The organism is Rhodococcus sp. IC4_135, from assembly GCF_011602025.1.
GTDB classification, from domain to species: domain Bacteria; phylum Actinomycetota; class Actinomycetes; order Mycobacteriales; family Mycobacteriaceae; genus Rhodococcus_F; species Rhodococcus_F baikonurensis.
In genome coordinates, this window is record NZ_JAAOLG010000019.1 from 44,495 (window position 1) to 58,754 (window position 14,260).

Here is a 14,260-nt window from a genome sequence, read left to right on the forward strand (position 1 = left end):
GTATGCGACGCGCGAAGCACGGCCAGCACTGCCGAAATGGATACCCGGAGCTTCCGGGCTACTCCATATCGGCAACGACAGCTAGCCTTGATCAGGTGACGGTTCCGATCTCGTGGCTCTTGCGCCAGAAACACCTCTCGCTGGCCCTGCTCACCGACCGAGCAGCTGCCACCCATCCCGTTACGTTTGCGCAGGCCACAGAGCTGACGGACCCCACACCGTGGCTTTCCGGCGGTGAGTTGGTGCTCACCACCGGGCTGGCACTGGTGGGCGCCGACGCCACCGACTACAGCGAGTACATCGACCGTCTGGCCGCCGCAGAAGTATCGGCTCTGGGTTTCGGGACCGGCCTTTCCCACGAGAGTGTGCCCGCAGACCTGATTGCCGCAGCCCGCGGTCGCGGACTCCCCCTGCTGGAAGTGCCGTTCACGACCCCGTTCGCGGCGGTCACGCGCGCGGTGATGACTCGCCTGAGCCAGCAGGAATACGAATCGGTCCTGCGCGCCGCAGAAGTACAGACACGCATCACCCGCGTTGCACTGCGTGGTGGCGTGTCGGCGATCGTGCGTGAACTGGCCACGGCCACAAAAACTTCGGTGGCGTTTGTCGGTGATCGGATCACCGCGGTGCATCCGGCAAACCAGAAGTCGTTGATCACCGAGGTTCGTGCGGTCGCGGCCACCACCCGCGATCCCAACTCTCCGGCGTCGATCTCGCAGAGCACACCCGAGCGGACGCTGACGCTGTCACCGGTCGGAGTGACCGACAGTTGGCACGGCTACCTCGCCATGGCGGGAGCCGGGCCCCTGAGCAACATCGACAGGGTGCTGCTCGGACATGCCGTCTCGTTGCTCACCCTCGAACTCGAGAAGCCGGTTCGCCTGCGGGCCGAGCGAACCCGACTCAATGCCATGGCTTTCGGGCTTCTGCTCGACGGCCGAATCCCCGAGGACGGTGTGCCGTCGTACCTGGACGAAGCGAGCGACACACACGGCAACGTTCGCCTCGTCCACGTTCGCGGATCCGGACTCGGCCCCGTCCTTCGCGAACTCGACAACGCTCTCGCCCGGGCAGGTCGGCCACTGTTCGCACAATCCGAGGACGGCGCGCTGACCGTACTCCTTCGCGGAACCGACACCATCGACACGGCCAAAACGCTACTGGCGCAGCTCTCCCCCACCGAAGCGAAAGCTGTGCGTGCCGGAATCAGCACCCCTCACCGCCTTCTCGACGCACCCCGCGCACTCGTCCAGGCCCGCGCCGCGGCCAACCTCACGACGGCCACGGCGCGCATTCTCGAGTTCGACGCTCTGAGCGGGTCGACAATTCTGGCGTCCGAGCCTGCCCGCGAGGCACTGATCGCAATGGCTGCGGACACCATCCCGATGTTGACCGAACACGACCAGACACACGGGACGGCCCTGGTCGCGTCGTTGCGCGCCTATCTCGAGGCGAACGGCCAATGGGAGTCGGCGGCAGCCGAACTCGGTGTTCACCGGCACACCCTCCGAGGTCGCATCGCGCGCATAGAAGAACTGCTGCAATGCGACCTCGGTCAGGCCAGGGTCAGAGCTGAACTGCTGCTCTCACTACTCGCCTGGGAGGGCCGCTGAGCGCTCCGCAGCGTGCACCGAAGCGAAGCTGGACGCACCGCGAACGAGCAGTTCGAGTTCGGCGTCGACCGTGCACAGTCGTGCCGTGTCCAGCGCTCCGCTGCGACTCACGCTCGACATCAAAGCCGTGAACCGGCGCACCGCCTGCGGATTGGCGGCGGTCCACAACTCGACTACGTCCGGAACACCTTCACCGAGCGCTCCGGACACGAGATCCGCGAAACGCGCCGTCAACCTGGCATGCACGGCGGCGCTTCCCATGACCTCCCAATGCGAGGCACCGACGGCAACGTCGACGCCTCCGAGAACATCACCCAGGTCGAGAGCGTCGGAGAGTTCCCGGTAGATCGCGGCAGCGGCCGCGACCGTCGTATTCTCCTGCAAGGCAATGTCCGCCAGGGCGAGCGCTCCGAAGGACGCCTCGATACGGTCGCCGGCCGACAAACCTTCGGTGAGAGCTCGCACCGGAGCTGCCCATCGATCGATGTCGGCGCGCGGGTTCACGGTGAAGCGTCCGGCAGCGCCCGGGCGGCGCAACACCCAGCTCATCTCGGACTCCAACAACTGCTGCAACCGATCGAGAGCCTTCAACTGCTCGGTGGCACTGCGATCCGAGTTCAGGATTTCGCGTCGAAGGTCCTCGGTACCAAGCACTTCGCTGACCACCGCGTAAGCGAGAGCCGCTTCCGGACTGCGAACTCCGAGATGTTCCTCGAGCCGGAACAGCACGCCGGGGCCGACGCGGTTGACCAGTTCGTCGACCACCGAGGTGATGATGATGTCGCGACCCAACCGGTGTGCACGAACTGCGTCCGGTGCGGCCTCGACGACGGAGAGCGGGAAGTATTCGGCAAGGCGACCGGCGAAAATCTGATTGTCCGGGACGGTCGAGGCCCCCAATTCCGCTGTCAGCACGTTCTTCGACTGCGCCACCAGCACAGCAAGTTCCGGTCGAAGCAGACCCTGACCGGCACGCGCCCTGACCGCCAGCGCCTTGGCGTCGGGCAGAGATTCTTCCAGTCGCTTCATGGCACCCGCCGAGACCAGGTTCTCGATCAACCGCTCGTGCTGATCGAGCAGTGCGGGAGCTCGGTGCTCGGCCAGGCTGATCGCGAGGGTCTGATCTTCACTGGCCTCGAGTACTGATGCGGCCACCTCGTCCTGCGCCGCCGCGAGCAGCTCGTTGCGCGCAGTCGCGTCCAACTCTGCGAGTGCGATCTTGATGTTGACTTCACGGTCCGAGGTAGCAACGCCGGCGGCGTTGTCGATGAAGTCGGCGTTGATTCGGCCACCGCCAGCGGCATATTCGATGCGAGCACGCTGGGTGAAACCGAGGTTGCCGCCCTCACCCACCACCGTCGCACGCAACTCGTCCGCGCTGACGCGAACTGCGTCGTTGGACGGATCGGCCGCGTCGACGTTGCTTTCGGTCGACGCCTTCACGTAGGTACCGACGCCGCCGTTCCACAACAGGTCCACCGGAGCGCACAGGATCGCTCGGATGAGTTCCTGCGGGGTCAGCTTCTCCTCGGTGATTCCGAGGGCCGCACGCGCCTCGAGCGGAAGGCGGATCGACTTCGCGCTGCGCGGCCAGACGCCACCACCCGGCGACATCACGGTGCGGTCGAAGTCGTCCCAGGACGAGCGCGGCACGGTGAAGAGTCGAGCGCGTTCGGCGAACGTCGTCTCGGTGTCGGGGGTCGGGTCGATGAAGATGTGGCGGTGATCGAATGCCGCGACCAGACGGATCTTGCGCGAGAGCAGCATTCCGTTACCGAACACGTCGCCGGACATGTCACCGATGCCCGCGACAGTGAAGGGATCGGTGTCGACGTCGAGGTCGCGCTCGGCGAAGTGGCGTCGTACCGCTACCCAGGCGCCGCGAGCGGTGATGCCCATCGCCTTGTGGTCGTAGCCGGCCGAACCGCCGGAAGCGAAAGCGTCGCCGAGCCAGAAACCACGCTCGACGGCGATGCCGTTCGCGACGTCGGAGAACCGTGCTGTCCCCTTGTCGGCAGCCACGACGAGGTAGGAGTCCTCACCGTCGTACTCGATCACTTCGGCCGGATGTACTGCTGCGCCGTCGACGATGTTGTCCACCACGTCCAGCAGGCCGCGAATGAAGGTGCTGTACGACTCCTGCACCTGCGCCGGAGTCGGTGACGACGTGCCTCGAACCACGAACGCGCCCTTGGCTCCCGAAGGAACGATCGGCGAATTCTTCACGCTCTGGGTCTTCATGAGACTCAGAGCCTCGGTGCGGAAGTCCTCGTATCGATCCGACCAACGCAGGCCACCACGGGCGACGGAGGAACTACGCAGATGCACGCCTTCGACATTGGGTGCGCTGACGTAGATCTCGCGGAAGGGAACGGTCTTCTGCGGAGTGGAGAGCAACTGCGAGTCGATCTTGAACGACGCGTACGGCAGCGGTTCGCCACTCTCACCGCGCAGGTACCAGTTGGTGCGCAGAGTCGCCTGCAGGAACGAACGCACGCCGCGCAGAACACGGTCCTCGTCGAGAGTGTCTGCACCGTCGACTGATTCGTCGATGGCTGCCGTTGCGGTAGCCACAGCTGTCTCACGCACACCCGCCACGGCGGGGTCGAAACGCGCGGTGAAAAGTTCGATCGCCTGCCGTACGAAGAGTGGCTTCGCTGCCAACACTCCGACGATGTAGCTCTCGGACAAACCGATACGAGCCTGAGCGAGGAAACGGCACGCAGCCCGCAGCAACTCTGCATCGCGCCAGGTGATGTCTGCTCGTCCGATCAGACTGGAGAACGCGTCCATCCGGGTCTGTCCGGCGATGACGGCTTCGAAGGCGTCCGCCATCTTCTCCAGCGCACTGCCGTCGAAGGTGCTCGGCTCGAAGGTGAAGTAATGCGCCGAACCCAGAACGGTCGGAAGCGGGCGGTGCGTCGAAACTCGGAGTCCGAGAGACTCGAAGTTCTCGCACAGATCGGAGAGGGAGGGCTCTCCGGACGGCCACAGCACCACGCAAGTCAGATCGTCACTGTTCTGGTTGTCACCCTGACGGAAGACGAGTCGCTGGCCCGCTGCGGCCAATTCGGCGACCAGTTCGAGCGCCGGGTCACCGGATCGATCACCGCCTGCCGATCTCGATTCTGCAGCTGCGGTCTTGGTCGCCGATGATGTGCTCGCCATTGAACACCCTCCTGGAAATTATTGGATCCGAACACTTTCCAGTGTTGCGTGGATCACCGGAAAGAGGTCGTGCCCGATAGGAGTACCAACCCCCATCGGGCACGACATTTCGGCAGTTGCGGTGAGCTCAGTCGCCCAACCTGATCGGAGCGAGCTCCTCGAACACGTCGCCGGGTCCGGGGTTCTCGGTAGGCGCAGCGCCGCCGAGATGGTTGACGACACCCCACACCGCGTTGATCGCGGTCTGGATCGCGCCCTCGGCCCAGCCGGCGGTCCACGACACGTCGTCACCGGCGAGGAAGATTCCCCGATGACGCGGTTCGAGATCATTCTGCACGAAGTGCGAGAACAGGCGTTCCTGGTAGCGGTAGTGGCCCGGAAGATTCGCCTTGAACGCACCCATGAAGTCGCGCTCGGTCTCCCACGACAGCGTCACCGGGCTCGAGATGATGTGGCTGCGGAAGTCCACGCCCGGGTAGATCTCTTCGAGAGAGCGCAGCATGATGTTCATGCGCTCGGTGGCGTCGAGCGCCAGCAGCTTGAGCGAGTCGTCCGACCAGGTGTACGACAAGCAGATCAGGCCGGGCTTGCCCTCACCTTGATCGAGCAGGTATGTGCCGCGACTCATGCGGTCGGTCAATGTCATCGACACCGAATCACGCCCGGTCTCGGGATCCTTGTCCTTCCAGAACGGGCGGTCGACGAGCACGAACACCTTGGTCGAACCCATGTAGTGAGTCCGCTCGATCGCAGTCCAGTGGTCGATCGGGAACAGGTCGTCGTCACACCTGATGTTGTTGAGCAGCATCCAACTCTGCACTGTCACAACGGCACTCGCATAGGTACGAATGAACCCGTCGGAGTCGGTGACCGTGATGTTGCCGGGCTCGGTACGGCGGAGTTCGGTGACGCGGGGACGGGTCTTGCCGTCGTTGAGCGAAGCGACCGTCGTACCGGCAGGCCAATGCGCCATCTGCGCCGGGGCGCGGTTCCACAACCGCATCGGCAACTGCTGCGATCCACCCACGATGCCGCGATGGTCGTCGTCGGCGGCCGTGATGACCACACGAAGGATTTCGAGGATCGAGTTGGGGTAATCGGTATCCCAACCGCCCGTACCGAATCCGACCTGCCCGAACACTTCCCGCATGTGGAAGGACTTGAAGTGCTTCGACGCGGCGAGGAATCCGTAGAACGTCTGGTCGTCGTAGCGCACCACGAGGTCGTTCCAGATCCGCTTGATTTCTGCGGTGTCGCGGTCACGAATGGCCTGCTGCAACGGAATCAGATCTGCATGCTCTTCGAGAGTGCGCTGCCAGGCCTGCGCCACCTCGGTGTAGATCGGCGGCAGATCCTCGAGAGTGTGCGCGTAGTGGCTCTCACCCTTGAGATCGATGACCGTGCTCGGTGTGACCTCGGCAAGGGGATTGGGGAACTCTTCGGTCTGCAGACCCAGTTCGTTCAGGTAATGGAACAACGTCGTCGACGACGGTGGGAAACGCATTGCGCCCATCTCGGCGACAACCCCGGGGTGCCCGTCGAACTCGACCGACCGCATCCGGCCGCCGATCTGATCGGCTTCGTAGACAATCGGTTTGAGACCGATCTTGAGCAACTCGTAGGCCGCGATCATGCCGGAGAGTCCGCCACCGATCACGGCAACCTCGGTACCCAGTGCCAGGTCGGGCACCGAGCCGAGTCCCGCCGGACTGGAAACGTAGTCGTCGTACGGGAACGGAAAATCCGGTCCGAACATCGTGAGGGGCGGCTGCTTGCCGGGTTCCGAGGAACTGTCCGGAGCTACTGGGATGGTCATCTACGGTTCTCCTTGGAGACAGTCGTGACAGGAAGGTCTGGATACAGATCGAGGCGTCGATCGTCGAGATGTGTATTGAGAGTGCGCGATTGCGCGACGGTGGCGGCGGCGATGTCCGCGAAGAGCAATTCCTGGTCGCCGCCGGCCCTCGCCAACTCGGCACCGTCGGGTGCGATGGCGCACGAGAGACCGCAGTAGGTCAGCTCTGTTTCGGCACCGCAGCGATTGACGTAGGTGACAAACATCTGACTCTCGTAGGCGCGGGCCGGAACCACTTGCTGCGCAATGTGTTCGTAAGGAGCCATCAAGCCTGTCGGCACGATGAGCCATTCGGTACCGGCGTCGGCGTGCGCCCGAACCGCTTCGGGAAACTCCACGTCGTAGCAGATCAACAATCCGCAGCGGATACCCTCGAAATCGAACCCGACCACCAAGGTCTCACCTGGCCGAAAGTGCTCACGGTCGAGCGTGCCGAACAGATGCGTCTTGCGGTAGTGCGCAAGCGAGGTGCCGTCGCGGCCCACCACCTGCACACTGTTGTAGACATCTCCCCCGTCGAGTTCGGGGTAGCCGTAGACGATTGCGATGCCCGCACTGCGAGCAATCTCGGCGACGGAATCGAAGATCGGGCCGTCGGCCGGTTCCGCACGCAGCGACACCAGTTCGCCGATGTCGTAGCCGGTTGCAGACATCTCCGGGGTCAGAAGGATCCTCGCGCCGGACTCAGCAGCCTCACGGGCAGCGGTGTCGATCGCAGCGAGGTTGAACTCCACCGACGCAAAGGTGTCCGGTGTAGTGAGCGGACCTTGGAACAGGCCAACTCGAACTGAATCGACATGCATGGTGCGCTCCTTCAGGAGTTCCGTGACGCCAATTTTCGACGGTGTGTGTGACGGGGACAACTACCAGCGTGACGGGTGCCGCCAATCATGTCAACTCTTGTTTCCTAAGAATCAACATTCACGGATTCGAGCCTCACGAAGGCGACGCGCGTGGCCCTTCCGGCAATGCCGGATTCAAGACCCACAGAACCTTCGCCAGAACCGAGCCTTCGGCCTGAAAACTATGGTTGTGCGTCGGCGTGAACGTGAAGGAATCGCCCGCCGCAAGCACGACGTCCTCGGCGTCGACGGCCTCACCGTTCGGATCCGTCCGACCGCCCTCGAACGAGACCCGCAAGCCGCCCTCGAGCACGTGCACGAAGTTCACGTCGATCGGCAGACTGTAGAACTCCTGACCACTTCCGCCGCCTGGTTCCAGCTCGCCGAGCAGCACCTGAATTCGACGCTCGTTGGTAGGCGTGAGCAGGTATTCCGTCATCTTTTCGCCGCCGAAGCTGATTTGCGGCATGGCATCGGCACGAACCACTTCACCGGCAGATGCGTTCTCGAACAGGGATCCGACAGGGATCTCGAGTACCGCACACACCTTGATCAGGGTTGCCACCGACGCATTGACGTGATCGCGCTCGAGTTTCGAGAGATACCCCTTGGTCACACCGCAGGCCTCGGCCAGGTCGTCGAGGGTCAACCGCTTCGATTGACGTGCCGCCTTGAGCCTCGCCCCGATGCGCGGACCGACCGGCTCGACCGCTTCCTTCGCCTTGGCCACTGAACCCACTCCTTCACGACCGCCGTGTCCCTTTCAGGAAACAGGGGTTGACAACCGAGCCTCTTGAAGAAACCATACTTGCTCAGAGAGCTACATCACTGAAGGGCGCCCGGTGTGCGCCGAATCGAGAGCAGGGACCTCTGCACATGGCTACCAACAACCCCCGATCGTTCATCGGACCCGTCGACGCCACGCGCGTCCCCCGCTACGCCGAGCCGACCACCTTTGCGCGTCTCCCGCGCCTGGACGAGGTCTCGCGCGCCGACGTGACGATCCTCGGCATTCCCTTCGATTCGGGTGTCAGCTACCGCCCCGGCGCTCGGTTCGGTCCGGGGCACATCCGCGCTGCGTCGAAGCTGCTGCGTCCGTACAACCCGGCGCTCAAGGTCTCGCCCTTCGCCAACCAGCAGGTAGCCGATTTCGGCGACATCGGCGTCAACCCCTTCGACATCCAGGAAGCTCTCACGACGGTGCAGTCCGCCGTCACCGACCTGCGTGCCGACGGTTCATCCGTGCTCACGCTCGGCGGCGACCACACCATCGCACTGCCGATCCTGCGCTCACTGGCCCGCGATCACGGCCCGATCGCCGTCCTGCACTTCGACGCTCACCTCGACACGTGGGACACGTACTTCGGCCAGCCCTTCACCCACGGCACGCCCTTCCGCCGCGCCAGCGAAGAGGGCCTGATCGACATGGAGCGTTCGCAGCACATCGGTATCCGAGGACCGCTCTACAGCGAGAAGGACCTCGAAGACGACCGCGTTCTCGGCTTCCAGGTGATCCGCAGTGACGACTACGAGGTCGACGGCGTCGCCAGCATCGTCGAGCGCATGCGTAAGCGCCTCGACGGTGGCCCGGTATACGTCTCCGTCGACATCGACGTACTCGATCCCGCCCACGCTCCGGGTACCGGAACACCCGAAGCGGGCGGCATGACCTCTCGCGAATTGTTGAACACACTGCGCGGATTGGTCGGACTCAACGTGGTCGGCGCCGACATCGTCGAGGTAGCGCCGGCGTACGACCACGCCGAGATCACCGGTATCGCAGCGGCTCACGTCGCTTACGAGCTGCTGTCGGTACTCGCGCTCAATCGCTGAAGCAGCGCAACGGTATCCGTGGTGTGATGCATCTCGGGGTTCGCGGGAAGATCTCGTTCTCGCGACTCCGAGACCAACACCTTCCACCCATCCGTGAACAACGACTCCACATATTCCGGGGTATGCAGCATTGCCCGATGGTGCTCGGTCGGCGACTCGTGGGGTGAATGACCCACGATCAGCAGATGTCCGCCCGGCGCAACCAGATCTCCGAGAGCACGGAACAATTCCCCGCGCGCGGGTTCGAGCATGTGGAAGAACTGGGCGGACACCAGATCGAACGAGCGACCCTGCGGATCCCACTTCGTCAGGTCGGCTTCCAGCCATTCGATGTCGACGCCCTCGCCCTCGACGTGCGCCTGGGCGCGACCGAGCGCCACCGACGAGATGTCGGTGCCGGTGACCTTCCACCCGCGACGCGCCAACCACAAAGCGTCGGCGCCTTCGCCGCAACCGACGTCGAGTGCAGTGCCCGGTTCGAGGTCGGAGGCTTCCGCAATCAACTGTGGGTTGGGATTTCCGCTCCAGCGCGCTGGGCGTTCCTCGTACAGCGAGTTCCAGAATTGTGCGTCCGCCTTGGCGTACGGGTTCTCGGTCGTGTCGGAGTTCTCGTGGTGATTGTCGTGTTCGTGGCTCATTCATCCAGGATGAACACCTCTCACAATTCACGCAACGATCTTTGCTGAAATAGCAACTTCTCCACCTCGACGCTCTGCTAACGTCACGCTTCGTGGCCGGTGGATTTCCCGTGTTTCGCCTGTACTGCAACTCAGAGAGCTCACACGTATTGTGTTGCGCGCATTTTCCCGAGTTCAGCGGTTCGAGCCCGGACGAAGAGTTCAGCACCCAGCGGAGTTTCGACCGCACCGTCGAGAAGATGCTGCGCGAGGCATCCTTCGATCCGACGACCCTGACTTTGGTCGGCGAGCAGCAGGGTTATCCCGTCGGAGACCGACTGTTCGATGCGACAGTTCCGCGCACCGGGACCGTCTCGTACGCGTTTCAAGAAGCCGGACCGCCGTGGATCGTTCTCGGCCTTGATGTTTCGGTGGACGAATTCTGGTCCGAGATCGACGACGACGAAGACCTCCACGGTCTCGGCCCCACCTCCCCGTTGAGGTCAGTTCCAGCAACCGTGCTCACGGAGACCGAGTGGCCACGACGAAGTGACCTCGACTCCCCGTGAACTGAACCAAACCTTCAACCTTCGTGAAATCGAACAAAAATCCGCCCAATTTTCGTGAAGATCGACCGAGATGCCCGTCACGTCCTACGCCAAGATTTAGCGGTCACACTCGACTGCGCCCTCACGATTCGTCCCGGGGCCCCGGCTCCTTCACGGAGGCACAATGAAACACCGCTCCTATTCGACGCTTGCCGCGACCGCGGGGCTCGCGCTCGTGTTGTCGGCTTGCAGCTCGGGAGGCACGTCCTCGGGCTCTGGCGGCGGTGAGCCTCTTACAGACGGAACCTTCCGGTACGCGTTGCAGGGCGATCCGGGTGCACTCAACCCGATCATGTCCGGCTCTGCGGCAACCGCGGAAATCTCGAAGCTGGCGTACGACTCCCTCGTCTACCAGGATCCCGAAACCAGTGAATTCAAACCATGGTTGGCCGAGAAGTGGGAAGAAACGCCGACCTCCGCGTCCTTCACCATTCGTGAAGGCGTGACCTGTACCGACGGGTCGACGCTGACCGCACAGACCGTCGCGAACAACATCAACTTCGTTGCCGACCCGGCCAAAGGTTCACAACAACGCGGCACCACGGTTCCCATCGGCGCTTCAGCCACTGCCGATCTCGCCACCCGCACCATCACGGTCACCACTCCGGCCCCGACCCCGTTCCTCCTCCTCACCATCAGTCGCCTCCCGATCATGTGCGACGCCGGACTCGAGGATCCGACCGCCTCGAACAACAAATCGCTGGGCTCCGGAATGTTCGAAGTCACCGAGGTCTCGGCCAATGACCACTACACGTTCGAGCGTCGTGACGGTTACAGCTGGGGGCCCGACGACACCACCTCCGACACACCGGGTGTCCCCAAGACAGTCATTGCTGTCATGGCACCCAATGTCAGCACCGCAGCAAACCAGCTCCTCTCCGGCGAACTGAGCGCATCTCCGATCGCCGGTCCGGACAAGGATCGCATCGATGCCGCCAATTTCGACTCGGTCCAGCGCCCACTTCCCGCCGGTCAGATGTACTTCAATCAGATTGCGGACAATCCGACCAGTGATCCCGCCGTTCGAAAAGCTCTCGTCCAGGCTGTCAATCTCGACGATCTCGCTGAAGTGATCACTGGCGGCCAGGGCACCCGTGCAACAAGTCTTGTCTCCGTCGAACCCCGCGCCTGCGTGTACGACTCCGTCACCGGCAATATTCCGGACTACGACCTCAGCGCAGCGAAGGCAACCTTGGATGCGGCCGGTTGGACCGCCGGCTCTGACGGCAAACGAAGCAAGGACGGAAAGCCGCTGGCCCTCCGCCTCTTCTACGCTGCCGGCGAAGATGCACGCAGCGCGGCAGCCGAGCTCACTCAGTCGGCATGGTCCGACCTCGGTGCGACCGTCGAGGTGACGGGAGCCGACCAGACCAAGGTTGTCGACGTCATGCTCAGTGGCAAGGACAACAACCAGTGGGACATCGCGTGGATCCAGATCAACAACTCGGTTCCCAGCGGGTTCGTCCCGTTCTTCTCCGGTCCTGCCCCGGCAGCCGGTAAGAATTTCTCTTCGATCAACAACCCCGCCTACGAAGCTGCCGTTGCCAAGGCATCCGGCTTGACCGGCGACGCAGCATGCGCGGAGTGGGCGGATGCCGAGTCGCAGATCACCAAAACGGTGTCCGCAGTCCCGTTTGCAGATACGGTCTTGAGCTTCTACTTCAACAAGGCCGGACTCGCATTCGGTAAGACCTTCATCGGGTCTGCACTGCGTCTCTACCAGTAGTCCGGTCGATCGAACGCTGTGCGTCAGCGAGATACGTCAGGTCAGTGCGATCTGACGTATCTCGTTGTTACACCGATTGTCTCGTTGTCGAGCTCGACGTAGTCCAGCTGAGGAATGCTGGGCGCCAGTTCAGTGAAAGCCCACTTCGCAACGTTCTCGAAAGACGGGCGGAAATCGAAAATCTCCGGCCAGGCACCGCCCGCCAACCGCTCTGCACATCGATCGACGGACTCGTCCAGAGCGTCCGTGTCTACGAACCATCCACGTTCTCCGAGTTGGTCGTCCTCGAACGAGAACCCCGCTCGCATCGTCACGCGAAAACCCTCGGCGGGCATCAGCGGCGGTAAGTTTTTCGCGTCCCGCACCGGCGCCGGAAGCCCTTGTCTCACAGCGAATGTACGACGGATCTCGACACTGAACATGCCCACCACGGTATCAACGTTCATCGAACACAGCTCTACGAGCGGACCAACCGCGCAATCGCGTCGTTCGCTTCCTTGATCTTCGCGTCCGCCTCGGGGCCGCCGGCAACCGCAGCTTTGACGACGCAGTGGCCGATGTGGTCCTCGAGCAGGCCCATGGCCACCGCCTGGAGAGCCTTGGTCATCGCCGAGACCTGCGTGAGAATGTCGATGCAGTACTTGTCCTCGTCGACCATGCGCTGTAGACCGCGCGCTTGACCCTCGATACGACGCAGACGCGCCAGGTAGTCGCCCTTGGCGGAGATGTAGCCGTGCGAATCACTTGTGCAGCACGCATCGCCGGTCGTATCACTGCCTGGGGCACTACCTGGAGTGCTGCCAACTTCTGTCGCTTCCGACATTCGGTGTCCTCCTGTTCGTCAACGCGTGACGTCGCAACAATTCTCATTCCCGGGGCGATGTGCGGATACTCTTCGGCTTCCGTTGTCCTGCAGAGCAATCACTGCGCACATCGCCACGCACTTCGCTACTGCACGAACAGATGGGTGCATGGCGATTAGCGATGCCCGTTTTCCCGCTGCTGCGAAACGCATACGGTCTCAGTGCCCGTGGTGGGCGTGATGCGCGTGTTCGGACTCAGGCGTGGTCGCATTGTCGGCAGTCAGTGTGAATTCCGCGGTACGCACCACATCGCCATGTTTGAAGTCCAAGAACAATCGGTAATCCTCGGCGCTCGGCATGTTGGCGTAGAAGGTGATTGCCGGTCCGGCCGGTGTGACGCCGTCACCGGGGTAGCCGTCCGGATGGACGTGGAGATACGCGAGGTCGGAGGCACGCAACGCGACCAGATGCCCGTAGGCGGCAAGGTAGGGCTGCAAGTCCGTGACGGGGATTCCGTCTCGACTGACCGAGAGTGTGAGCTTCGATGTCTGGCCCGCATGGGCTTCACCTTCGACAGAGACGGTGTACCCGTCGACCGTCGTGACACTAGCGGCGGCAGGCAACGGCCGAGGTTCGTAGGAGCCGGCGACGCGCGCATCTGCGCTCAGTGTGATTCCGTCACCACCGTCCGGCGTGAAGTCCGCGAAGACTCGATAGTCGCCTGGGTGATCGAAATCTACTGACACATGCCAGTTTCCGTTCTCATCCAATTCAGGATGCACGTGCTGGAATCCGGTCAGGTCCAGGCCGACCACGATCAGATGCAGCTGCTTGTCGTGGGTATCGGTGTACCGAGTCAACGGAGTTCCCGCCGAATCCAGGATCCGAAACTGTAGAGGCACATTGCTGCCGACTGATGCCTCCGACGTTGCCAATTCCAATGTGTAGCCGTTATTGCTGGACATCTTGCCCTCCCGAGCCTAGGTCGGCAGCACTTTCGTTGCCGTTTGCGTTGGGTTCTGCGTTCTTCGAAATCGAAGCTGTTGCAATTTGTACCATACCCCCCTAGGGTATGCAACGAACTACTCGAACACCGTGAATTCACTCGAAGGAGATCCGATGCGCACCCACGCCGAGCGTCGGCCGACCGTGTTCGAAAAGCGCCCTTTCCCATGCATTTCCTCGCAGCACTGCG

Annotated in this window: 12 protein-coding genes; 4 read left to right on the plus strand and 8 right to left on the minus strand. The window is 62.8% G+C overall.

Annotation, left to right across the window (positions count from 1 at the left end):
- The first annotated feature begins 95 nt into the window (after positions 1 to 95).
- Positions 96 to 1,613 carry a PucR family transcriptional regulator gene (locus G8767_RS25745; RefSeq protein WP_124568994.1) on the plus strand — a complete coding sequence of 506 codons (1,518 nt, stop codon included), beginning with the start codon at positions 96 to 98 and terminating at the stop codon, positions 1,611 to 1,613.
- Here the strand turns inward: G8767_RS25745 and G8767_RS25750 are convergent.
- From G8767_RS25750 to G8767_RS25765, 4 genes are all read right to left on the minus strand, one after another.
- Positions 1,590 to 4,781, minus strand: coding sequence for an NAD-glutamate dehydrogenase domain-containing protein (locus G8767_RS25750; protein ID WP_124568995.1), 3,192 nt, complete (start codon positions 4,779 to 4,781; stop codon positions 1,590 to 1,592). The genes G8767_RS25745 and G8767_RS25750 overlap by 24 nt on opposite strands.
- 127 nt (positions 4,782 to 4,908) lie before the next feature.
- A complete protein-coding gene (locus G8767_RS25755) occupies positions 4,909 to 6,597 on the minus strand; it encodes an NAD(P)/FAD-dependent oxidoreductase (protein WP_166812594.1) in 1,689 nt (562 codons plus the stop codon).
- Entirely contained in the window at positions 6,594 to 7,439 is an 846-nt protein-coding gene (locus G8767_RS25760) for a carbon-nitrogen hydrolase family protein (RefSeq protein ID WP_166812596.1), read from the minus strand. Before G8767_RS25760 ends, G8767_RS25755 begins: the two co-directional genes overlap by 4 nt.
- 133 nt (positions 7,440 to 7,572) lie before the next feature.
- Positions 7,573 to 8,208, minus strand: a complete 636-nt coding sequence (locus tag G8767_RS25765) for a helix-turn-helix domain-containing protein (protein ID WP_020968310.1) — start codon at positions 8,206 to 8,208, stop codon at positions 7,573 to 7,575.
- 146 nt (positions 8,209 to 8,354) lie between these two features.
- On the opposite strand from G8767_RS25765, the gene speB reads away from it, so the two are divergent.
- The gene (gene speB / locus G8767_RS25770) at positions 8,355 to 9,311 is read left to right on the plus strand and encodes an agmatinase (protein ID WP_166812598.1); all 957 of its coding nucleotides are present in this window, start codon (positions 8,355 to 8,357) and stop codon (positions 9,309 to 9,311) included.
- On the opposite strand, the gene G8767_RS25775 is transcribed toward speB, so the two are convergent.
- A complete protein-coding gene (locus tag G8767_RS25775; RefSeq protein ID WP_124568999.1) occupies positions 9,275 to 9,949 on the minus strand; it encodes a class I SAM-dependent methyltransferase in 675 nt (224 codons plus the stop codon). The genes speB and G8767_RS25775 overlap by 37 nt on opposite strands.
- Before the next feature lie 92 nt (positions 9,950 to 10,041).
- Between G8767_RS25775 and G8767_RS25780 the strand changes: the two genes are divergently transcribed.
- Together G8767_RS25780 and G8767_RS25785 are read left to right on the plus strand one after the other, a co-directional pair.
- Positions 10,042 to 10,497, plus strand: a complete 456-nt coding sequence (locus tag G8767_RS25780; protein ID WP_260395723.1) for a hypothetical protein — start codon at positions 10,042 to 10,044, stop codon at positions 10,495 to 10,497.
- 163 nt (positions 10,498 to 10,660) lie between these two features.
- A complete protein-coding gene (locus G8767_RS25785) occupies positions 10,661 to 12,262 on the plus strand; it encodes an ABC transporter substrate-binding protein (protein WP_166812600.1) in 1,602 nt (533 codons plus the stop codon).
- 41 nt (positions 12,263 to 12,303) lie between these two features.
- Here the strand turns inward: G8767_RS25785 and G8767_RS25790 are convergent, their stop codons facing one another.
- From G8767_RS25790 to G8767_RS25800, 3 genes are all read right to left on the minus strand, one after another.
- A complete protein-coding gene (locus G8767_RS25790) occupies positions 12,304 to 12,708 on the minus strand; it encodes a 6-carboxytetrahydropterin synthase (protein ID WP_166812602.1) in 405 nt (134 codons plus the stop codon).
- Positions 12,709 to 12,719: 11 nt separating this feature from the next.
- Positions 12,720 to 13,085, minus strand: a complete 366-nt coding sequence (locus tag G8767_RS25795) for a metal-sensitive transcriptional regulator (protein ID WP_206029789.1) — start codon at positions 13,083 to 13,085, stop codon at positions 12,720 to 12,722.
- A gap of 198 nt (positions 13,086 to 13,283) precedes the next feature.
- The gene (locus tag G8767_RS25800; RefSeq protein ID WP_166812604.1) at positions 13,284 to 14,030 is read right to left on the minus strand and encodes a hypothetical protein; all 747 of its coding nucleotides are present in this window, start codon (positions 14,028 to 14,030) and stop codon (positions 13,284 to 13,286) included.
- Between the last annotated feature and the right edge of the window lie 230 nt (positions 14,031 to 14,260).

Bases quoted from the DNA above. Each gene is read 5' to 3' on its own strand.
- G8767_RS25755 (WP_166812594.1), bottom strand. From the start codon at position 6,597: ATGACCATCCCAGTAGCTCCGGACAGTTCCTCGGAACCCGGCAAGCAG.
- speB (WP_166812598.1), top strand. From the start codon at position 8,355: ATGGCTACCAACAACCCCCGATCGTTCATCGGACCCGTCGACGCCACG.
- G8767_RS25760 (WP_166812596.1), bottom strand. From the start codon at position 7,439: ATGCATGTCGATTCAGTTCGAGTTGGCCTGTTCCAAGGTCCGCTCACT.
- G8767_RS25775 (WP_124568999.1), bottom strand. From the start codon at position 9,949: ATGAGCCACGAACACGACAATCACCACGAGAACTCCGACACGACCGAG.
- G8767_RS25790 (WP_166812602.1), bottom strand. From the start codon at position 12,708: ATGAACGTTGATACCGTGGTGGGCATGTTCAGTGTCGAGATCCGTCGT.
- G8767_RS25785 (WP_166812600.1), top strand. From the start codon at position 10,661: ATGAAACACCGCTCCTATTCGACGCTTGCCGCGACCGCGGGGCTCGCG.
- G8767_RS25800 (WP_166812604.1), bottom strand. From the start codon at position 14,030: ATGTCCAGCAATAACGGCTACACATTGGAATTGGCAACGTCGGAGGCA.
- G8767_RS25795 (WP_206029789.1), bottom strand. From the start codon at position 13,085: ATGTCGGAAGCGACAGAAGTTGGCAGCACTCCAGGTAGTGCCCCAGGC.
- G8767_RS25750 (WP_124568995.1), bottom strand. From the start codon at position 4,781: ATGGCGAGCACATCATCGGCGACCAAGACCGCAGCTGCAGAATCGAGA.